19 protein-coding genes and 2 pseudogenes are annotated in these 17,979 nt (G+C 71.5%); 16 read left to right on the top strand and 5 right to left on the bottom strand.

All coding sequences use genetic code 11. The annotated features are described in order from the left end of the window. Positions 1 to 22 precede the first annotated feature (22 nt). Together ABT084_RS38075 and ABT084_RS27410 are read left to right on the top strand one after the other, a co-directional pair. The gene (locus ABT084_RS38075; protein ID WP_502969210.1) at positions 23 to 448 is read left to right on the top strand and encodes a hypothetical protein; all 426 of its coding nucleotides are present in this window, start codon (positions 23 to 25) and stop codon (positions 446 to 448) included. A 244-nt stretch (positions 449 to 692) separates the two neighbouring features. Beyond that, positions 693 to 1,166, top strand: a complete 474-nt coding sequence (locus ABT084_RS27410; protein ID WP_351049166.1) for an AbfB domain-containing protein — start codon at positions 693 to 695, stop codon at positions 1,164 to 1,166. 130 nt (positions 1,167 to 1,296) lie between these two features. Here the strand turns inward: ABT084_RS27410 and ABT084_RS27405 are convergent, their stop codons facing one another. Next, a complete protein-coding gene (locus ABT084_RS27405; RefSeq protein ID WP_351049163.1) occupies positions 1,297 to 2,469 on the bottom strand; it encodes a hypothetical protein in 1,173 nt (390 codons plus the stop codon). A 411-nt stretch (positions 2,470 to 2,880) separates the two neighbouring features. Between ABT084_RS27405 and ABT084_RS38070 the strand changes: the two are divergent. The 5 genes and pseudogenes from ABT084_RS38070 to ABT084_RS27385 form a co-directional block, all read left to right on the top strand. Beyond that, positions 2,881 to 3,987, top strand: a pseudogene (locus ABT084_RS38070) (WXG100-like domain-containing protein); the annotation flags it as partial. Positions 3,988 to 4,029: 42 nt separating this feature from the next. After that, entirely contained in the window at positions 4,030 to 4,626 is a 597-nt protein-coding gene (locus ABT084_RS38065; protein WP_502969213.1) for a YwqJ-related putative deaminase, read from the top strand. Positions 4,627 to 4,687: 61 nt separating this feature from the next. Next, entirely contained in the window at positions 4,688 to 5,161 is a 474-nt protein-coding gene (locus ABT084_RS27395; RefSeq protein ID WP_351049160.1) for an SUKH-3 domain-containing protein, read from the top strand. Next, the gene (locus ABT084_RS27390; RefSeq protein ID WP_351049157.1) at positions 5,145 to 5,546 is read left to right on the top strand and encodes a YwqJ-related putative deaminase; all 402 of its coding nucleotides are present in this window, start codon (positions 5,145 to 5,147) and stop codon (positions 5,544 to 5,546) included. The genes ABT084_RS27395 and ABT084_RS27390 overlap by 17 nt, the downstream gene beginning before the upstream one ends. Continuing rightward, entirely contained in the window at positions 5,536 to 6,504 is a 969-nt protein-coding gene (locus ABT084_RS27385) for an SUKH-3 domain-containing protein (protein ID WP_351049154.1), read from the top strand. The genes ABT084_RS27390 and ABT084_RS27385 overlap by 11 nt, the downstream gene beginning before the upstream one ends. A 27-nt stretch (positions 6,505 to 6,531) precedes the next feature. On the opposite strand, the gene ABT084_RS27380 is transcribed toward ABT084_RS27385, so the two are convergent. Next, a complete protein-coding gene (locus ABT084_RS27380; RefSeq protein WP_351049151.1) occupies positions 6,532 to 7,146 on the bottom strand; it encodes a TetR/AcrR family transcriptional regulator in 615 nt (204 codons plus the stop codon). Between the two features lie 159 nt (positions 7,147 to 7,305). Between ABT084_RS27380 and ABT084_RS27375 the strand changes: the two genes are divergently transcribed. Next, positions 7,306 to 8,265, top strand: coding sequence for an alpha/beta hydrolase family protein (locus tag ABT084_RS27375; protein WP_351049148.1), 960 nt, complete (start codon positions 7,306 to 7,308; stop codon positions 8,263 to 8,265). A 25-nt stretch (positions 8,266 to 8,290) separates the two neighbouring features. Here the strand turns inward: ABT084_RS27375 and ABT084_RS27370 are convergent, their stop codons facing one another. Next, on the bottom strand, positions 8,291 to 8,641 hold the full coding sequence (locus ABT084_RS27370; RefSeq protein ID WP_351049145.1) for a VOC family protein: 351 nt from the start codon (positions 8,639 to 8,641) through the stop codon (positions 8,291 to 8,293). A 153-nt stretch (positions 8,642 to 8,794) separates the two neighbouring features. Between ABT084_RS27370 and ABT084_RS27365 the strand changes: the two genes are divergently transcribed. Further along, positions 8,795 to 10,747: an APC family permease gene (locus ABT084_RS27365; protein ID WP_351049142.1), complete on the top strand. Its 1,953-nt coding sequence runs from the start codon at positions 8,795 to 8,797 to the stop codon at positions 10,745 to 10,747. A gap of 9 nt (positions 10,748 to 10,756) precedes the next feature. Here the strand turns inward: ABT084_RS27365 and ABT084_RS27360 are convergent, their stop codons facing one another. Together ABT084_RS27360 and ABT084_RS27355 are read right to left on the bottom strand one after the other, a co-directional pair. After that, positions 10,757 to 12,370, bottom strand: a complete 1,614-nt coding sequence (locus ABT084_RS27360; RefSeq protein WP_351049139.1) for a hypothetical protein — start codon at positions 12,368 to 12,370, stop codon at positions 10,757 to 10,759. Between the two features lie 129 nt (positions 12,371 to 12,499). Then, a complete protein-coding gene (locus tag ABT084_RS27355; RefSeq protein ID WP_351049136.1) occupies positions 12,500 to 13,720 on the bottom strand; it encodes a PucR family transcriptional regulator in 1,221 nt (406 codons plus the stop codon). A 183-nt stretch (positions 13,721 to 13,903) separates the two neighbouring features. On the opposite strand from ABT084_RS27355, the gene ABT084_RS27350 reads away from it, so the two are divergent. The 7 genes and pseudogenes from ABT084_RS27350 to ABT084_RS27320 all read left to right on the top strand — a co-directional run bounded on the left by ABT084_RS27350 (position 13,904) and on the right by ABT084_RS27320 (position 17,900). Further along, complete coding sequence (locus ABT084_RS27350; RefSeq protein WP_351049133.1) at positions 13,904 to 14,134, top strand: hypothetical protein; 231 nt, start codon at positions 13,904 to 13,906, stop codon at positions 14,132 to 14,134. 69 nt (positions 14,135 to 14,203) lie between these two features. After that, entirely contained in the window at positions 14,204 to 15,145 is a 942-nt protein-coding gene (locus ABT084_RS27345) for a DUF4304 domain-containing protein (RefSeq protein WP_351049130.1), read from the top strand. Positions 15,146 to 15,303: 158 nt separating this feature from the next. Then, a pseudogene (locus ABT084_RS27340) lies at positions 15,304 to 15,525 on the top strand (helix-turn-helix domain-containing protein); the annotation flags it as partial. Positions 15,526 to 15,735: 210 nt separating this feature from the next. Beyond that, positions 15,736 to 16,152: a hypothetical protein gene (locus tag ABT084_RS27335; RefSeq protein ID WP_351049128.1), complete on the top strand. Its 417-nt coding sequence runs from the start codon at positions 15,736 to 15,738 to the stop codon at positions 16,150 to 16,152. Further along, complete coding sequence (locus ABT084_RS27330) at positions 16,149 to 16,949, top strand: transcriptional regulator (RefSeq protein ID WP_351049125.1); 801 nt, start codon at positions 16,149 to 16,151, stop codon at positions 16,947 to 16,949. Before ABT084_RS27335 ends, ABT084_RS27330 begins: the two co-directional genes overlap by 4 nt. Positions 16,950 to 17,023: 74 nt before the next feature. Then, on the top strand, positions 17,024 to 17,443 hold the full coding sequence (locus ABT084_RS27325; protein ID WP_351049122.1) for a roadblock/LC7 domain-containing protein: 420 nt from the start codon (positions 17,024 to 17,026) through the stop codon (positions 17,441 to 17,443). An 85-nt stretch (positions 17,444 to 17,528) separates the two neighbouring features. Continuing rightward, positions 17,529 to 17,900 carry a hypothetical protein gene (locus tag ABT084_RS27320; RefSeq protein ID WP_351049119.1) on the top strand — a complete coding sequence of 124 codons (372 nt, stop codon included), beginning with the start codon at positions 17,529 to 17,531 and terminating at the stop codon, positions 17,898 to 17,900. Positions 17,901 to 17,979: the final 79 nt, after the last annotated feature.

Raw genomic sequence — 17,979 nt, 5'->3', positions numbered from 1 at the left:
GCCAGCAGACGAAGGAGCCCTCATGGCCCGCACCCGTTCATGGATCCGCCGCAACCCGGTCGTCCTCGGCCTTCCCGCCCTCCTCACCGCGCTCACCGTCCCGGCCCTGGTGGCCCCCGTACAGGCGCAGGCCGCCGCTCACTACCAGACCGCGACCTTCGGAACCGCCAACGGCTACAACTACACCGACTGCCTCACCAACGGCTGGGCCACCCGCTGCAAGCTCCGCGGCTACCTCTACGGCGCGTCGGACAACTACGTCCTCTGCAAGAAGTGGGGCGACGAGGTGCGCGACTCCTCGGGCAACTACAACCACTGGTGGCTGAAGACCGACCTCGACACCAACCTCTGGGGCAGTGGCCCGGCCTACATCTCGGCCTACTACCTCTCCAACTGGGGCAACGACGAGGCCAAGGACAACTCGGGCTACGTCATCCCCAACTGCTGATCCCCAGCTGATCCCTGGCCACCGACTCGCAGGACCGTCACGGGGGGCGGCACCTGCGAGCGGCTCCGGGCACGACTGAGCTCCGTCAGTGGTGCCCGGAGGGCCGGTACCCCGCCGAGGAACGCGTGGTGGTCGCCAGGGAAGCCGGGCGTGTGGAGCGCTGGCGGGCACTTCCCGGGAAGGGCATGATGGAAACGGCGCACTTGACAGTCAAAGGCATGCACACCGTAGGAACGGGGTCGTCATGGCTGCGCACAGGCTTTCGCTGTTTTCGAACAACCTCCCGGACTTCTTCATCATCGATCATGATGGCCTCGTTGACATCGCGAAGATCGAAACCGATGCGGACCGCGGCAACGCCACGTTCCAGTGGGATGGACCGCATCAGAGCTTCGGGGAAAAGGGACGACTGCTGCGCGCCGTGGCCCCTCTGGGCTTCTGCCTGCAGATCGCGACGTTCGACGACTTTCGTATCCACAGCAAGTTCTTCGAAGGGATCACGGACCCTGCCGTCGCGGCCGAAGTCCGCGAGGACTCGACCTTCATCCTCGAAATGGCGGAAATCGACCCGAACCAGGCGTCGTTCCGATCGGTGAAATTCCCCGAGCGCTTCATCCGCCATCGGAACTTCCAACTCTTCGCCGAACCGCTGAGCAGCGTCGATGATCTGCAGTCCGCATGCTTCCGGATCGACTCGCCCCTCGCTCCAGGCCAGTAGCTTGCCGGAGGGGCGGGTGCGACGTCGTCGACGAGACGGATCAAGTCGACGAGACGGATCAAGTCGACGAGACGGATCAAGTCGACGAGAGGGATCAAGTCGACGAGTCGGATCAATTCGGCACAGCGGATCACATGGAGAGCCCGCCGGGGTTGGCGGTGAGCAGGCTGCCGCGGATGGTTGTGTCGCCGCCGTCGGCCATGTCCGTCCATGACAGGAACACGCTGGCCGGATCGCCGTCGCCGAACATGGCGGCGGCGCTCAGGTGGAAGCGGTTGCCGTTGGTTCCGGAGCTCGCCTGGACCTGGGGGCCGATCTCGAGCTCGGTGTCCGAGCAGAGCTGTGCCATCACGGTCGGCACGGTCACGGTCGTGTCCGCGCTCTTTTCCACCCAGGCGAGGACGAAGCGCCCGCCCGGCAGGGCCGTCAGTGCCGGAGAGGTTCGGTTGAAGTGCTTCGGAGAGCCCGCGGAGGCGCTGAGGAGGACGTTGCCGCTCACCGGATCGATGACGCTGGCCACGGCCGTGGTCTGGAGCACGCCGAGGTCGCTCTGCACCGTCTCCTTGATGTGTGCTGCGACGAACCGCCCGTTGTCGAGGGCCGTCAGCGCGCCCCGCCCGGTGAATCCCGCGAAGTTGGGATGCATCTCGCCGGTCCGGGGCGTGCCGTCGAGCGCGAACACCCGGTACACGATCCCGCCGCCTCCCACCGGCTGGCCGTTCGTCCAGGCGACGACGTAATCCCCATTGCTCAGGAGCGTCACGGCGGCGTCGGTGTGGAACGCCGCAGTAGTGTTCACCGCGATCTCGGAGTCCGTCTTCTGGCCCTCTGACGTGAAACGCTGCGCGCGAATGCGCTGCTGCGAGCCGCCGCCCGTCCAGGCGACCAGGCAGCCGCCGTCGACCATGCGGGTGACCGTGGGCGGGAACGCGGTGTCGATGGAGTCGGTGCTGACGTGGACGGGCGGCCCGGCGGGCTGCCCGTTGGAGAACCGCCGCAGCACCACCACCGGGGTCGGTGGGGGCAGGTTGAAGGGTTGCTCGATCCACGTCGCGAAGGTGTGCGAGCCGACGGAGTCCAGGAAGGGCCACCGCCGGGTCGTATTGCCGCCCGCCGGGGCCGCCTCGCTGGCGAGGAACTCCGTACCGACCTTCGCTCCGGCGGCGTTGAACCGCTGCCCCTTGATGCCGGCGACGGCGTCGTCCGCCCACAGCGCTGTGAACTCGGCGCTGGTGTTCAGCGCGTCGACGCAGGGCTGCGACTGGCCCCCGGCGACGGACGTGGTCACGAGGAAGTCACCCATGATCGTTCTCCAACGGTCCAAGCCCCCGCGCGCCGCTCGGCGCAGCCTTCCCCAGCTCAGCCCCGCCGCGGTGCGCCCGCAATCCGACCGCGTCCATCCAGGGGTGGGACCCCCGCCCACGGCGTCCTCGTCGAGCGCCGGGCGCTACGTGATCATCCCACTGCCTCGTCCGGGACAAGCGTGTTCTCGTAGCTCCCACGGCATGCCAGTAGGTTGCCACGCCTCGCGAGGGCGCGGAGGGGCTCGGCTGCCCGCAGGTTCTGGTGGGCGGGGGCGGGGGCGGGGGCGGGGGTGAGCATCACGGGATCTGACGCACGTCGGTCCCTGGATCTGCAGGCGCGGATTATTCGTCAGAAGGGTTACGTGGTACGAATGTTCGGTTGATGATCATGATTCCCACGGGGGTGGAGCATGTCGGTCACTGTGCCGGACTGGGCGGACACACTGCTGGACCTCATCGGTGTGGCCTGGCCGAATGTCGACGAGGACGCCTATCGCGACATGGCGGACGCGCTGCGGGAATTCGCGGACGACCTCGAGGACGACGGGCAGCTCGCCAACAACCACTTCGAGCGGCTGCTGTCCTCCGGCAAGGGCGAGTCCATCGAGGCCCTCAACGCCCACTGGAACACGGTCAAGGGCAAGCACTTCAAGGACATCGCCGGAGCCGCCCGCACCATCGGCGGCGCGATGGACCTGGCCGCCGGAGCCGTCGAGAGCATGAAGGTCGCCGCCCTGGTCCAGCTCGGCTACCTCGCCTCCGAGGCCGGGATCGCGATCTCCCTGATCCCCGTGACCGGCGGCCTCTCCGCCCTCATCGGCGCGGGCGCGATGCGCGCGACCCAGGAGGTCGTCAAGCGCCTGATCAAGGAGTGCGTCGAGGAAGCCGTCGGCTACATCGTCTCCGCGCTCACCGAGCCCGCCGTCTCGGCGCTGGAGGAGATGGCCGCCGACCTCGTCGTCCAGCTCGGCGCGATGGCCATCGGCCTTCAGGACGGCGTCGACCTGGGCCAGACGAAGAAGGCCGGCCAGGACGGCTTCGGCCAGGGCGTCCAGGGCGGCAAGGAGGCGATGCACCTCGCCTCCGCAGGCGGGAGCGGTACGGGCGGTACGGGCCTGGTCGACCTCCAGATCGACCACACCGAGCACGACCGCGCCGGGACCCAGCTGGGCAACGTCAGCACCAGCATCCACGGCAAGACCACCACCAAACTCACCAAGGCCAAGTCCCACCACGGCCGCACCCGGGGCCGCGACTCGATCGCCCGCGCCATCGACCCCATCGCCGACAAAGCGATGACGGCCCTCACCAAGGCCACCAAGTCCATGGGCGACCACGTCGGCAAGACGCTGCCCAAGGCCGTCAAGCAGATATCCACCGACCACAAGAACAACGACGACGCCATCCGCGACCGCATCAACCGCCAGAAGGGCGACCACGTCCACGAAGGCAAAGGCGGCTCGGGCGGCAAAGACGGCCACGACGGCGGCAAGCCCCCCACCGGCGGCAACGGCGGCCCGGGCGGCCCCGGATCCGACGACGGCCCCAAGGGCCGCCGGATGGACCCCCAGCCCGCCTGGCACGGCCAGAGCGCGGGCAAGATGCGCCACCACCGCCGAGACGCCCTGCGCGTCGATCACCTCGACGAAGCGGATCAGCACCAGGTCCTGCGTGACGAGGCCAGTCGGCTGGCGGACAACGCCAACAAGACGTCAGGTATGCAACCCACCGGCAAGGACCGGGTCAAGCAGGGCTGCGCCGGCGCTCTGCTGCACGACGGGGTCATCACGTCGCACACCAGCTCGCAGAAGAAGGACGGTCAGTCGTTTCCGACGACGCACCCGGTCCTCGCCGATCTGTACCAGGACGTCTCCGACGCGCACGACCGCGGCGAGTTGGAGAAAGGGCGGGGACATGGAAAGTGTGCCGAGGTCTCCCTGGTATCGGACAGGCTCCACGCCCTGCAAGCGTCGGGGCACAGCGTCACCACCGCCGACGAGGCCGCCGAGGCACTCAAGGGGAGTGTCATGCACACTGTCACCACAGGTGATCAACCCGACCGCGACGGGAAAACCGTTCCGCACGGGAGTTACATTCCACCGTGCCGAAGTTGCGATCCGGTGATGAAAAGGCTCGGCATCACCATCCTCCAGTGAGCCTGGCGCACCCAGCGAAGCCAATGAACCCAGCGGACCTACGGAACAGAGAGTACGGAACATGAGACCGCCCGCACCGCCGGAAGAGGTGGAGGCCTGGCTTCGCCGCCATGGCTGGACTCCGGATCTGCGCGACAGCGCCGAGGCCGACCGGCTCATCGACACCCGGGTCAGGGACTCCGCCCGGCAGGGTTTCCCCCTGACTCCCTGGGAGGCGGTAAGGGAATTCGTCAGCCGGTACGCCGGACTGGAGTTCGCCGCGCCCCTGGCGCCCGAGCGCATCTTCGTGGCGGACCCGACGCTCGGCTACGACGGGGACGCCGAGGACATCACCGAGCTGTCGAACGAGGTGGGCCGGAAGCTGTTCCCCGTCGGATACGAATTCGGCGAAGCGGGGATCGTCCTCATGGACGATCTGGGCCGGTTCTTCTACCTTCACCACACCGGGCCCTACTTCCTCGGCCAGGACGAGGCCCAAGCCCTCTCCAGCCTGATGCGCGGCGACCAGGACGAAGTGGATGACTACTGTGTCTGACGGCATTCCCGGCGTGGCCGCCTCGCTGCTCGTGCAGGGGGCCGTGGTCAGCCACACCAATCTCAGCGGCGACGGGGAACCGCATCTGCACCCCGCCGTGCGGGCGTTCTTCGACGCGCTCCCGGTTGCGCAGCGTGAGCCGTTCACCGGGTACTGCGCCGAATCGGCCCTGGTGTCGGACCAGTTGTACGCGCTCGACGGGCAGCGCGGTGACGGGCGTACGGGCACGCTCGACGAGGCGCTGGCGCACTTCGCCGGCGCCGCGGTCGTCGCCCGTAAGATCCGCCCCCAGGGTGATCCCGAGCACGGCACGGAGGCCGAGGTCTGCCGGTCCTGTTCCGCGCTGCTCGACCGGCTCGGCATCCATGTCATCCATGACCGGTGACGCCCGTACCGCCCGTACCGCCAGTACCGCCAGTACCGCCAGTACCGTCGGCACCGGGCCGCTGACGGCTGCCGGATGGCGGCCCGGGCGGGATGCCGGTGACGCGGCGCTGCTGGCCGTCCTGAAAACCGCGCCCCTGGGCCCGTGGGAGCTGTTCCCGGCGGCCGAGAGTGCGCTGCGCGCGTTCCACGGTCTGCGGATACCCGCCTGGGGCCCGGGCCGGGACGTCGCGCCCACCGGGTGTGTCGTGGACCCGGTGGAGGCCCGGCACGCCGGGCGGACCTTCGGCCGGCTCGCGCAGGTCCTGGGCGTGCGGCTGTTCCCCTTCGGGCGCACCGATGCCGACAGCCTCCTCGGCGTCGACGAACTGGGCCGGCTGTTTTGCGTGGACCACGGCGGTGACCGGCTGCTCGGCGACACCGTCCCCGACGGGCTCACCGCCCTGGCCGAAGGCCACGCGCCCGTACGGCTGACCGCCCGCCACCGCTCCTGGACCCTCGACGGCCACGGCGACGGCCATGGCCCGGGTGAGGGGGATCCGGTCCGCGTGGGCGCGCGGGCCGCGCTGGTCGCCGTATACGTCCTGCACGCCCACGCGGCCTTCAGCGCGCGCGAGGTCCGGCTGCGCGTCACCACCCTGCGCGGGGTCGGCGTCCTCGCCCTCGACCAGGCGTTCCCGCTGCGCCCCGGGCGGCTCGAGGACAGTGCCGAGCCGCTGGCCGCGGACATGGCCGCCGCCCTGGAAGCCGGTGGTCTGCGCCCGCAGGGGGCCGAGCTGATGTTCTCCGTACCGGCGGCCGCGGCCCCCGGGGAGCTGGAGTGCGCCGTCACCGTGGGCACCGCCGGCGCGGCGGCCCCGCGCCTGACCCTGACCGCGGGACCCGGCGCGGCCATCGGCCGGCCCGCCGAAGCCTTCGCGGCCTGCGCCGCCGCCTTCGACCGCCAGACCCGCCCGTAACCCGCTGGCCGGACGGCGCCCGTGCGGTTACCGGGCGGCTGCTCCGTGAGGGGCGTGCGGTTGCCGCAGCCCGCCGAGGAGCAGTTCGATCAGCCGGCGGGGGTCGTAGCGCGGGTCGCTGTCCTGGCCGATGCAGAGGTTGCCGATGCCGCGCATCAGCTCGTAGGGCTGTACGCCGGGCCTGATGTCGCCGGCATCGGCCGCGGCGTCGAGGAGTTCGGCGCAGACGGGCAGCAGGCGATCCAGGAAGTGCGTGTGCAGCGCGGCGAAGCGGTCGCTGTCGGACTGCAAGGCGTCGGCGAGTCCGTGTTTGGTGACCAGGAAGTCGACGAAGAGGTCGACCCACCGGCGCAGCGCCTCGAACGGTGAGGTCGCATCGGCCAGCAGCTCCGGGCCCGCCTCGGCGCACGCCTCGATCTGGTGGCGGTAGACGGCGGTGACGAGATCCGCCCGGGTCGGGAAGTGGCGGTAGAGCGTCCCCAGCCCCACGCCCGCCCGGGCCGCGATCTCCCGGATCGGTGCGTCGATCCCCGAGGTCACGAACACCTCGGCGGCGGCCTCGAGCAGCGTCTGCTGGTTGCGCACCGCGTCCGCCCGCTTGCCGCGGGCGGACGCCCCTGTGGACTGGCCTGCGGTCGGCACCAGGCTCTCCTTCCTTCGACGTTGACTAAACGGATCACCGATCCGTATATTAAATGGAACAACGATCCGCTTTCAGGGTAGCTGAGTGCGGGTACTCCGTCATCCCTGCCCCCGGTCGCGCGCGGCCGACGGCAGGGGCCATCGAAGGGCATGCCCGTCATGAGTGAACTCGCTGACACCGCCATCTCCTCCACCACACCCGCTCCGGTCCTCTCCCTCAGCCCGGTGGTGCTGCCGGCTCCCGGCCGCACGGTGGACCTGCAGGTGCGCGTTTCCGCCCCGATGACCGGAAGCGGGCTTCCGGTCCTCCTCCTCTCGCACGGCCTCGGCTTCTCCCATCACCTCTCCTCGCTGAACGGCTACGCTCCGCTCGCGAACTTCTGGGCGGCGCACGGCTTCGTCGTGATCCAGCCCACCCATCCGGACTCCAGGACCCTGATCCAGGACCCCCACGCCCCCGGGGCTCATGCGCACTGGCGCACCCGGGCCGAGGACATGACGCGCATCCTCGACCAGCTCGACGCGATCGAGGCCGCGGTCCCGCAGCTCGCCGGACGCCTCGACCCGAGCCGGGTCGCCGTCGCCGGGCACTCGATGGGCGGACACACCGCGAGCCTGCTGCTGGGCGCCCGCCTCACCGACCCCCACGACGGAACGGAAGTGAACCTGGCCGACCCCCGGATCAAGGCGGGCGTGCTGCTCGCCGCACCCGGCCGGGGCGGTGACGCCCTCACCGAGTTCACCGTCGAGAACTACTCGTTCTTCCTGACCACGGACTTCTCCACGATGACGGCGCCCGCGCTCGTGGTCGCGGGCGACAAGGACGACTCCGCCTTCCTGACGGTCTCCGGCCCCGAGTGGCACGCCGACCCGTACGCCCTCGCTCCGGGGCCCAAGTCCCTGCTCACCCTGTTCGACGCGGAGCACGGTCTCGGCGGGATATCCGGATACGACGTCGCCGAGACCACCGACGAGAACCCCGAGCGGGTCGCCGCGGTCGCCCGGCTCACCTGGGCCTACCTGCGCAGCGAGCTCTACCCCGGCGATCCCGCCTGGCAGACGGCGCGGGACGCCCTGGCGGCCGGCGGCGACCCGCTCGGACGGATCGACTCCAAGTAGGTCCGCGGCCTGCCGCCCACCGGGGTCACAGGCCGTGGGCGAGGGGGTGCAGCGGCTCGTACAGCGGAAGTTCGGCGCCGCTGGGGAGGCGGATCGCGGTCAGTTTGCCCCAGCGTTGTTCGCTGACCGGGCGGGTGATCTCCACGCCCTTGGCGCGGAACTCGCCGAGCTGGGAATCAAGGTCGTCACACATCAGGTAGAACTCGTGCCGGGGCGGCCCGTCGGCCGGGTGCACGGCGACTTCGGTCGGGGGGAGCTCGAAGATGAGCCAGCCGCCGCCCGCGTCGACGCCGGGAAAGCCGAGGACGTCGCGGATGAAGGCACGGTCCGCCTCGGCGTCCTGGCTGTAGAGGACGACATGCGCACCGCTGATCATGGCTGACTCCACTCCGTCGACGTGCCGGCGGCCGTGTCCCGGGCACCCCGGCACCCCAAGATGATCGAAGGTCATCGCGAGCCGGACAAGCCCATTACCCCAGGTGCGCCATAAAATGGGCCGAAACCAATGCAATCGTTTGATCATTCTTGAATGAGGCGCATCAACGCAAAACGGGTACTGGTCGGTGAGCCGCTCGACACCGCCCGTCTCGGCGAGACCCTGCTGCCCAAACGGCTCGCCCTGCCGATCTTCTGCAGTGACCCCCTCTCCTCGGTGGCCTACGCCACCGAGGAGATCCTGCTGATCCTCGCCCTCGGCGGCGTGACCCTGCTGCACCTCGCCTGGTACGCCGCAGCCGCCATCGTCTTCCTGATGGTGGTCGTCGTCGCCTCGTACCGGCAGACCTGCCACGCCTACCCGGGTGGCGGCGGCGCCTACATCGTCAGCGCCGAGAACCTCGGCCCGACCGCCGCGCTGACCGCGGCCAGCGCCCTCCTCGTCGACTACGTCCTCACCGTCGCCGTCTCCGTCGTCTCCGGCGTCGCCGCGATCACCTCGGCCATCCCCTCCCTGAGCGACCACATGGTCCTCCTCTCGGTCTGCTTCGTCGTGCTGCTGACCTTGATGAACCTGCGCGGCGTGCGCGAGTCGGGCCGGGTCTTCGCGGTCCCCACCTACGGCTTCGTCCTCGTCATCTACCTCATGTTCGCGGTCGCGGCGGTCCGCCTCGGCACCGGCACCACCATCCGCGCGGAGTCCGCCGAGCTGCCGATCACCGCGGCCGGCACCTACACGGGCCTCGCCGTGGTGCTGCTCGCCCTGCGCGCCTTCGCCTCCGGCTGCACCGCCCTCACCGGAGTCGAGGCGATCAGCAACGGCGTCCCCGCCTTCCAGAAGCCCAAGGCCCGCAATGCCGCCACCACCCTCGCCGCCATGGGCGCCCTCTCGGTGACCATGTTCGTCGGCATCACGGTGCTCGCCATGTCCTACAAGGTGCACGTCGCGGCCGACCCCACCGAGCTGGGCCTGCCCGCCGGAACGCCGACCTCCACCGCGCTCGCGCAGATCGGCCGCGCCACCTTCGGCAGCTGGGACTTCCTCTTCTACCTGCTGCAAGCCGTCACGGCGGGCGTCCTCATCCTCGCCGCGAACACGGCCTTCAACGGTTTCCCGATGCTCGCCTCGATCCTCGCCAAGGACCGCTACGCGCCGCGCCAGCTCTACAACCGCGGCGACCGGCTCGTCTACTCCAACGGCGTCGTGCTCCTCGCCCTCGCCGCCATCGCCCTCATCGTCGCCTTCGACGCCGAACTGACCCGCCTCATCCAGCTCTACATCATCGGCGTCTTCGTCTCCTTCACCCTCTCCCAGGCGGGCATGGTCCGGCACTGGCGCAAGGAACTCGCCTCCGACGAGACCCCCCGCGAGCAGCGCATCCACATCCACCGCCGCCTCGCCATCAACGCGATCGGCGCCGTGATGACCGCCGTGGTCCTGGTCATCGTCCTGATCACCAAGTTCACGCACGGCGCCTGGCTGGTCGTCATCGCCATGCCCGTGCTCTTCCTCGGCATGAAGGGCGTACGGCGCCACTACGACCAGGTCGCCCGCCAGGTGGCCGTCGCCCCCGGCGTCAAACCGCGCAAACCCGCCCGCCACCACGTGATCGTCCTGGTCGCCTCCGTGCACGCCCCCACGCTCAAGGCCATCGGCTTCGCCCTGGGCCTGCGCCCCGACACCCTCACCGCCGTCAGCGTCGCCGCCGACGAGCAGGACGCCGACCGGCTGCGCACGGCCTGGGCCGAGCACGACCCGGGGATCCCGCTCAAGATCCTCCACTCGCCCTACCGCGAGGTCGTCGGCCCGGTGCTGGCCCACGTCCAGGAACAGGCCGCGCAGGAGGGTACGGACATGCTGTCGGTGGTCATCCCGGAGTACGTGGTGGGCCACTGGTGGGAGCAGCCCCTGCACAACCAGAACGCGCTGCGGCTCAAGGCGCGGCTGCTGTTCACTCCCGGGGTCGCCGTGATCGACGTACCGTACCTGCTCGAATCGGCGGGGCACGAGGAACCCGGACAGGACGCGCCCGCCCGCACGGGATAGCTCCCGCCGCTATCCGACGGCGGTGTCCACGATCACCGCGCCCCGGGCGGTGAGGTGGCGGTCGGGGGAGTAGTTCGGTGAGAAGCCGAAGGGGAAGCCGTCGTTCTTGTCGGGGCTGTCGCACGGCACGTCGTACGTCCACTCGATCACGTACCGTCCCGAGCCGACGGGCAGCGTGAAGGTCAGCTCGCCCCCGTAGCCCCCGGTCGCGCACCGGCCGTGGGTGCGGCGGACGGCGTAGGGAGCGGCGCCCCCGGCATGGCGCACGCGGTGCGCGACCTCGGTGCGCACCTCGGCGGTGACGACGTACCGGTGGTCGCGCCAGTCCCAGAACAGGGTGTCCCAGCTGAAGGTGTCCGCGCAGACGGCCACCTTCACCGTCCACTCCTCGGCGTCCCGGTCCGCCAGGTCCATGGTGACGCGGCACCGCGCGTTGACCTTCTCCCGGCCGTTGTAGGACCGCTGGGTACGGCACGAACCGTCGGCCGGGTCCATCGCGGTGCGCCGGGTGACGGCCTCGGTGAGGGCGCCGTACCCGTCGTACCCGTCGCGGATCTCGGCGCCGCCGAACGCCTCGAAGTCCTCGTAGGTGCCGTACTCGCCGTACCCCGGGTACCCGCCGTACACCGGCCACGGCTCCGACAGGCCCTGCGCGGGCGGCACGCTCTCGTCCGCCGACGGCAGCCGGCCGCCGTCGTCCGGCAGCACCCGGATTCCGGAGATGTCCTGGTCTTCGGAGAGCGCGAGGGTGGCGAAGTTGTCACCGTCCTCGGCCGGGCGGGGCACCCCGCCACGGCTGAACTCGTGGTCCGAGGGGCACCGGCGGAGCACGAAGAACCCCTCGCTCTCGTGCCGCTCCCAGAACAGGTTCGCGTAGCGGGTGTGGCGCCGGTCCGGCGCCGCCGCCGTCAGCTCGGACGGCTGGGTCTCCACCAGATCGCCGTATTCCGCGCGCACCACCGGGCGTCTGCCCTTGAGCAGGTCCCGGCGCCGGGTGTCGTGGGTGAGCGCGCTGTAGTCGCGGTCGCCCCCCGCGACCAGCAGGCAGTGCTCCCGGGCCAGCCGGTAGAAGGGGTGGGCGCGCAGCTCGTCCAGCGCCGGGCCGTCCAGGCCCTGGGCGCCGTACTGCTTCGCCTGCATCGCGACATCGCTGAGCAGCATGTCCAGCTCGTACTGGATCTGGCGGGCGCGCGCCTGCTCGCGCTCCGCCGCGTAGAACTCGTGGGCCGCCTTCAGCCCGGCGGTGCGGGCCGTCGCGCCGGTGAGGTCCGCGGCGAGTTCGTCGACCCGGCTCACATCGGTGTCGTGGTTGGCGAGGGTGACGAAGAATTCGGTCGTCTCCCCGTACGGCCGCTGGGACGGCGCCCCGAAGTGGGTCCAGTGCAGCAGCGTGAGCCGGCCGCTGTACAGGTCCCTGAACACCACGAACCGGTGGTCGTCCTCGCGCGGACTGGTCGGGCCGAAGTGCTGGGCCCGGATCTCCTTCTCGAACGTGATCCGCCGGTCGTCCGGGGTGATCCGCAGCTGGAACATCCGGCGGCCGTCGCCGCCCGGCCGCTCCAGCTCGCGCAGCAGTTCGGCCGTCGGTTCGTCGAAGGTGGGGGGAAGGAAGCCGTGGGGCATGGTGTCTCCCGTGTGGGGTCGGTGCGGTGCGTCACCGAGCCTGACCGAGACACGGGCGCCCGCGGGACCGGGTCGCACCGGGCTGACCGGATCCCGTCCCCGGGGTACCGCCCGCGACCACCTTGCTGATCACCCGGCCGGGCCGGACCGGCGCGGCGCGCGGTGCGGCGACTTTGGCGCGGATGCGCCCTGCCCGTCGGCCGACCGCTGGACCACCGCGGCGTGGGCGAGCGCCAGCTCCACGACGTGCGCCGGGTCGGTCAGCGAGCGGCCCGTGAGCTGTTCGAGACGGCGCAGCCGGTTGGAGACCGTGTTGCGGTGGCAGTACAGCCGCTGCGCCGCGTACGTCGTCGAACCCTGGCAGGCCAGCCAGGTGCCCAGCGTGGTCAGCAGCACCCGCCCGTCCTCGGGCGCCAGCGCCAGCACCGGGCCCAGGACCACCTGGCGCAGCCGCCCCGCGAGCTCGCCCTGGCCCGCGACCAGGGCCTCCGGGAGCCGCTCGTCCAGCAGGGCCGTGCGCGGGCTGCCGGGGCCGGTCGTGGTGCGCAGCGCGAGGACGGCCAGCCTGCGGGCCCGGGCGATGTCGGCGGGCACCGCCACCACCGGGCTCACCCCGGCCCGTATCCCCAAGGGAGCCAGTAACTCCCGCACCGCCTCCAGCGGATGGTGGCCCAGCTCGACCAGGGCGCCGTCCCCGTCCGCCCGGATCCGCCACAGCACGCGCGGCCCGGCGGCCGGCACCGGCGGCGGGACCACGGGGTCCGCGCCGGAACCCAGCACGAGCACCGCGAACCGCCCCTGGCCGGGCAGCCCGAGCTGAGCGGCCGCGGCGGCGGCCGCCTCGGGCGCCCCGCCGTCGAGCAGGGAATCGAGCAGAGCCGCCCGCCGCTCCCGGTCACGGCCGCCGCGCGCGGCCTCCGCCTCCCGGTACGCCTCGGCGGTGGCGTCCGTCTGCTGGTCCAGCACGTCCCACAGCACGCTCGCCCCGGGCAGCAGCCGGGGCAGCGCGGCCCGGTCGTGCGCGGTCACCGCCTCGGTGAGGGTCTGCCACAGCAGCCGCCCGGCCTGCCGGTGGCTGCGGAGCAACGCGGCCAGCGGCAGCCCCTGTTCGGCCCGCAGCGCCCCCACGGAACGGGCCTCCGTCAGGTCCACCGGCAGTCCGCGGGAGCTGCGGACCACCCCCTCGACGGTCTGGCGCAGCTGCCGGTGGGCACGCTCGCGCAGCTCGGCGCGGCCGAGCGGAGCGGCGTACGCGGGGTCCTCGGCCAGGGTCCGCTCGGCCAGCCGGTCCGCCGCCACGGCGATCCGCCGGGCCAGGTCCTCGCGTATCTCCTCGATGATCCGCTCCATCGGGGCAGCGTGACACGGGAAGGGCTCCGGTGGGGAGGGCCTGGACCGCCCCCGCCCGCCCCCGCCGGTGTCCCGGCCGATACGAAAGGAGGACGGCGCGGGCGCCCGCAGTGCCCGAAAGTCGCGGAACGCGGCGCCGGAAGCCCGACGCGGCGGCCCACCTCCGCCGCCTACCGTCGGGGCATGACGACCTCGACCCCCCGTTCCCCGCTCGGCGGCCTGCTCGGCCTCGTGGGCTTCGTCCTCGTCGTGGGCGGCGCGAGCGGCCTGCTCCACGAGTGGTTCGGCTGGATCCGTTTCATGGGCTTCACCCGCTTCCTCATCCCCTCCGGGTACGAGGTCCTCGGCTACGTGGTCATGATCGCGCTCGGCACCGCCGCCTGCGTGGGCGCGGGGGCGCGGCGACCCGCGTGACGCATCGCACGACCGACCGCGCGGCGAACCGCTTTGCCCCCGGAGGGTCCCGCTTGGGAGACTGCCGGAGTGAATGCGACCGACTTGTTCCATCAGATGCTCCGCGAGCGCATAGCCCCGGCACTGCGCGAAGCGGGCTTCACCGGCGCAGGCCGGGAGTACCGGCTCGCGGTCGCCGCCCCGGATCACGCGCTGATCGGCTTCCAGCGCAGCGCCGGCTCCACTCCCGACCACTGCCGCTTCACCGTCAACCTCCGCGCCGTCGGATACGAGGAGCACGAGGACCTGCGGCGGCTGCGCCCCGCCCTCGGCACCCGGCTGTCGGCCAACCGCGTCGGCCCCGTCGGCTGGCACGCCCGGATCGGCCAGCTGCTCGGCCACCCGCACGACCACTGGTGGACGATCACCGACGAAAGCAGCGCTTCGGCCGTCGCCGAGGACGTGGTCGACCTGGTCCAGCGCCACGCCGTGCCCGCGCTGTGGGGCAGGCTCACCGGCCACGCCCCGGTCCCCGGCCCCGTCGTCGACCCGCTCCCCGAGTGCCTCGACAGCCGCTGCGCGAACCGCCCGGGGGCGGGCGCGGAGCCGGGCGGGTACGCGTTCGACGCCGCCGATCTCGTCGGCACCGTCGTCTACGAGGTCGGCGAACGCCAGGCCTGGCCCTACCTCGTCTTCCACGACGACGCGGTGGACGTCGAGGCCCGCATCACCATCGACGCCTCCTGGCGGCTGGAACAGCCCGAATTCGGCTGGATCCGGGTGGGTCACGACGCCTCGGGCGACGAGCACATCGTCCGCTCCCCGGACGCCACCCTCCCCGCGCACAAGATGGCCGCGCTCGGCGAGCTGAACCTGTGCCGCGTCTCGGACGCCGAGGTCGCGTCCGACGGCTCGCTGCACATCTGCTTCGAGCGAGGCACCCCGCGGGACTCGTGCATCACGGTCTCCGGCAGCGGACACGCCCTCACGGTCACCACGCCCTGGCGCTTCGACGGCTGGACCCGGGCCTGACGCCCGCCGGGTGGGCCGGATAGGCGACGACATTTGGACGGGCGGAATCCAGCCACAGTTGATCTTATGCTCAGGTTTACGCGCGTCCGCTGGTTTTGCGGTCCGTCGCCCACTTGGATGGGTTTGCCAGACCGTGTACCGGAGCAGGGGGACTAGTCATGGGCACCCAGCACATTCAGAAGGACACCACACCCACCCTCATCGGATCCGTCCAGCGGGCGCTGCGCCTGGTGGAGGCGATGGACGCGGAGGGTGGCGCGACGGCGAAGAGACTGGCAAGGATCACCGGGATCCCCCTCCCGACCGTCTACCACTTGCTGCGCACCCTCACCCACGAGGGGTACGTTCGCCACGAGGACGGGGCCTTCCGGCTGGCCGCCGGCCGGCCTCTGCCGCTGGCCTCCTGACCACCTGCGATCGGTACATGACCGATCCTGGTCGGCATCCGGCCACCCCTGCGCAAGCATCCAGCGCATGTTCCAGGCGAAAATGCCAGAACACCCTTCCGCAGTGTGGAACTTCAGTAAGTTCCTCTCTGTCGCGCCGCACGACCGTGCACCACGCACGACCGGCCGGGAGGGGAACCCGCGTTGCCCGGGATCGACGAATGCCTGCTCGAAGCCATGACCCTGCCGGGTGCGCGGGGGGCCGCGCTCGTGGACTGGAGCAGTGGACTGGCCCTCGGCACCGCGGGGGAGTCACCCGTGGGAGACCACGAGACGACCGCCGCGGAGACCGCGGAGCTGGCCCGCGCCGCGGCCGAGTACGAGTCCTTCGCCCCCGCCGCTCCGGACGCGGACGGCCGCCCGGACCCCGGTGACGAGGCCGGACCGCCCATCGAGGACCTGATCGTCACCACCCGCACGGGCTACCACGTCCTGCGCTTCGTCGAGACGAGCTTCGACAGCAGCGTCTTCCTCCACCTCTGGCTGGACCGGTCCCAGGGCAACCTCGCCCTCGCCCGGCTCAGACTCCGCGACCTGGCGGAAGGGCTGGTGCTCAGATGACCACGGCGTCCTTCGCCGCCGACAGCCGGCCCGGCCCCGCCGCCGTCTCCCCGCTGCTCACCCGGCTCGCCGCCGAGCGGGCCACCGGCGCCCTCTTACGCGACCGCGGCACCCTCTTCCTGGAGGACGGGCGGATCGTGCACGCGGAAAGCCCGGCCACCCCGGGTCTCGACGTCCTGCTCACCACCGGCGGGGGGCTCGCCCCCGAACGCTGGCGGGAGGCCGTGGACCGGGCCGGAGCCCGCCGCCAGGTCGCCCGGTTCCTCGTCGACAGCGGCGGGATGGCCGGGGGCGAGCTGGAGATCTGCCACCTCGCCGCGATCTTCGACGCCGCCTTCTTCGCGCTCACCCCGGGCAGCGGCCCCTCGCGCTTCCGGCGCGGGGCCACCCACTGGATCGGCTCCGTGCGCTCCGTACCGGCCGCCGCCGTCGAGCGCGAGACCCAGCGGCGGCGCGAGCTGCTGGACGCGGTGTGGCCGTACCCCCTGCTCGACTGCTCACCCGTGGTGCCGCGGGCGGCCGCGCCGGGCCAGACGGTCACCAGCCGCCAGCGCCTCCTGCTGCGCCAGGCGGACGGGGTGCGCACCCCCGCCGCGCTGGCCTGGGCGCTCGGCCGCCCGGCCTTCCACACCCTGCTCGACATACGCCGGCTCGCGGCGGCCGGACTGGTCGAGACCCCGCACGCACCGGTGCCCGCGCCCGCGGCGCAGCCGCTGCCGGCCTGGATGACCGAGGCCCAGCCCCCGGACGTGGCCCTGCTGCGCCGGTTGCGCGACGCACTGGAGGCAAGCCTGTGAGGCTCCCGCTGCGACCGCGCGCCGACCGGCGGCAGGCCGAACGGGGACGCCAAACCGAACGGAGACGACTGTCGATGGTGCCCGCCGAAGCCGAAGCAGAGATCCTCGCCGAGCTGCGGCGGCTGCGGGCCCGGGTCCCCCAGCTCACCGGGGCCCTGGCCGCCAGCGCCGACGGTCTGGTGCTCGCCCAGGACACCGCCGCCACCGAGGCGGAATCCGTGGCGGCGCTGACCGCCGCCGCCCTCGGGGTGGCCCAGCGGCTCAGCGACTGCACCGGACAGGGCGACTTCCGGGAGCTGCTCGTCCGGGGCGAGCACGGGTACGTCGCCACCTACGCCGCGGGCGACGCGGCGGTCCTGACCCTGATCGCCGAACCGCGCGCCAACGTCGGCCGGCTCCACCTGGAGGCACGCCGCTCCAGTCTGCGGATCGCCGAACTCATCGACGGCGTCCTCGGCCGCCGCGGCCCGGAGACCCCCGGAATACCCCACTGAGCCCACCGGGCCCAGTGACCCTGATCACCACACACCGCACCATTCATCGCTCCCTCACCAGTAGGAACACCGGAAAGGAACCCCCATGGCCAACGTGGAGACCGCCCTCAAGGAGACCACCACCATCGACGGAGCCCTCGGCGCCGCCCTGGTCGACTACGGCAGCGGCATGGCCCTCGGTACCATCGGCGGCAGCAAGGACCTGGACCTCGCGGTCGCCGCCGCGGGCAACACCGACGTGGTGCGCGCCAAGGTCCGCACCATGGAGCTGCTCGGCCTCAAGGAGGAGATCGAGGACATCCTCATCACCCTCGGCTCGCAGTACCACCTCATCCGGCTGCTGCGCGGCCGCAACTCCCAGGGACTCTTCCTCTACCTCGCGCTGGACAAGAACCGGTCCAACCTCGCGATGGCCCGGCACCAGCTGAAGCGGATCGAGGCCGAACTCGAGGTCTGACGGTACGAACGTCACCGGTGGGGCGGCGGGCGGTTGAATTCTTTGCCGTTCGCCCCGCCACCTGCACCGATTTGTCCAG

Origin of the sequence: Streptomyces sp. NPDC002138 (assembly GCF_040296485.1) — a bacterium.
In the GTDB taxonomy this organism is placed as follows: Bacteria; Actinomycetota; Actinomycetes; order Streptomycetales; family Streptomycetaceae; genus Streptomyces.
This window is presented reverse-complemented; position numbering and strand designations above follow the sequence as displayed.